Raw genomic sequence first — 2261 nt, 5'->3', positions numbered from 1 at the left:
CTACTTTTATTTACAATTCAATTTAGGGAAATATTTAGCCACAATCATTCTCTATAGAATTGGGAAATTAAGTTTCAAACTATACTATGTCAAACCTATATATTTTGGTTTATAACCCTTCTATTTCTAAATCTTCAATAACTTGCAAACCTCTAGGATCTCCCACTCGTAACAAAGATGATTTTGCATCTTCCCGCACACCCATATCTTCATCTTCTTCTAATGCCTCAATCAAAGCATCAATTGCACCAGCATAAACAATATTAGAAGGTAGTTCTCGACATAACTGACCAATGGCCCATGCACAGTTACTTCGTATTGCAGTCATTGAGTCTCGTCTCAACCCTTCAATTAATGGTGGTATCCCTCCTACTACCACCTCATAACTTACTTGGGCTATTTGGCCTAAAGAACTAGCGGCCCATAAGCGTACCGCAGGAATATCTGTTCTGAGGGCATCCACTAAAGGTTCTAGACAACGGCGATCGCGACAATTCCCCAAGGCCCAAACAACACCTTTACGAACATAGCCATTAAAGTCTAAATTTAATTGTTTGATTAGGGGTTCCACAGCATCTGGACTAGGATTACGGCCCAAAGCATAAGCAGCACTTACTCGGATTAATGGACAATCATCGTGTAAAAGTTCAATTAATGGGGAAATTGCCCGATCGTCCTGAAGTTCACAGAAAGCTCGCGCAGCCATCATCCGTTGGGAAGGTTCCGAGGATGTCAGTAATGGTAGCATTTCCTCTGGATCTGGCTTTGGAGGTTCTTCTTCTCCTATATAATCCAGAGGACTTTCCCCCGTCGGCTGAATATTTAGTATGTTAAGGTCTTCATTCTGCATAATCGTAATTTTACTGCACTAATGTACATCTTTAGCGTCAGTCAAAAGTCAGAAGTTATTATTAGCCAGAAGTCAAGATTCAGAAGTCAAGAGTCAAAAATCAGGATAGTTGGGCTAAATTTACCGAATAATTAATTATTAATTATTAATTAAATAATTGTGGTTTAAAGCCTCCCCTTGGATAGGGGAAAAAAAGTGCTAGGATATTTCCCAATCTTCAATCAAGAGCGGTTTTAACCTTCTTGTAATTATCAATTATCCATTATCAATTATCAATTAATGAAGTTTCATTTGGCCTAATGTAAATTAAGCTTGGCTCATTTTATCCCAACATTCACAAGCGATCGCCCAATCTTCTTCTGTATGTACTACTAAAATTGGTATTTTGGTATCTGGGGCAGAAATATCAGTATTCATAGGAGGTTTTGTATTTTTTTCCTTGTCAATTTTTAATCCTAAAAACTCAAAATCTGCACAAGTTTTTTCTCTAACAATTGCTGAATGTTCTCCTATTCCAGCAGTAAATACTAAGACATCTAAGCCACCAAGAGAAGCTAGCATTTCTCCTATACAACAACGAAGTTTATGAATATAAATATCAAATGCTAATTGAGCAAGTTCATCTCCTTGTTGCATAGCATTAGTGATATAACGCATATCTCCTGATTTTCCAGAAATGCCTTTTAAACCTGATTCTTTATTAAGCATTTTATTCAATTTTTCGGCATCAAAATCATACTCTCGCATCAAATAAATTAGAATTGCCGGGTCAATTGAACCGCTACGAGTTCCCATCATTAATCCTTCTAGTGGAGTAAATCCCATAGTAGTATTAATACTAATTCCATTATGCACTGCTGTTAAGGAAGCACCATTACCTAAATGACAAGTAATTATGCGTAAAGATTCTAGGGGTTTTTCTAATATTTTTGCTGCTTTTTGAGAACAATATTTATGACTTGTCCCATGAAATCCGTAGCGTCTAATTCCTTTTTCAAACCATTTATAAGGAATTGGATAAACAGCAGCTTCTTTTGGCATTTTACTGTGAAATGCTGTATCAAATACTGCAATTTGAGATACATTTCCTAAGATTTTTTCAATGGCTTCTATTCCTTCTAAATGATTAGGATTATGATTAGGTGCTAGAGGAATAAGATTTTTAATTGTTGTTTTGACTTTATCTGTTATTAAGGTTGCTTCTGAATAATCTGAACCACCATGAACTACTCGATGACCAACTACATTTATATCGGATAAATTTTCTAGAACTTTTGTTTCTCCTTGACTGAGAGTTTCTAACATTTTAGAGATGCCTTCTAGGCGTTTTTCGGGGTTAAGTTGGAACTCTTTTTCAAGGCCGTTTGCTTCTATTTCTAAAATGCCATAATCATCATTAGCAGTCCAGTCA

Annotated in this window: 2 protein-coding genes; both read right to left on the bottom strand. The window is 36.0% G+C overall.

What is annotated here, in order from left to right; genetic code table 11:
• Positions 1-109: 109 nt before the first annotated feature.
• On the bottom strand, positions 110-850 hold the full coding sequence (locus tag AFK68_RS01005; protein WP_210407157.1) for a HEAT repeat domain-containing protein: 741 nt from the start codon (positions 848-850) through the stop codon (positions 110-112).
• 306 nt (positions 851-1156) lie between these two features.
• Positions 1157-2261 (bottom strand): acetate kinase (locus AFK68_RS01000; protein ID WP_143437393.1); only part of this gene is annotated, 1105 nt, incomplete at its 5' end.

It is taken from the genome of Hydrocoleum sp. CS-953 (genome assembly GCF_002260545.1).
Lineage (GTDB): Bacteria > Cyanobacteriota > Cyanobacteriia > Cyanobacteriales > Microcoleaceae > Trichodesmium.
The sequence above is the reverse complement of the archived record's forward strand: the minus strand, read 5'-3'. Positions and strand labels throughout refer to the sequence as shown.

Coding starts and splice junctions, on each gene's coding strand:
- AFK68_RS01005 (WP_210407157.1), bottom strand. CDS start 850: ATGCAGAATGAAGACCTTAACATACTAAATATTCAGCCGACGGGGGAA.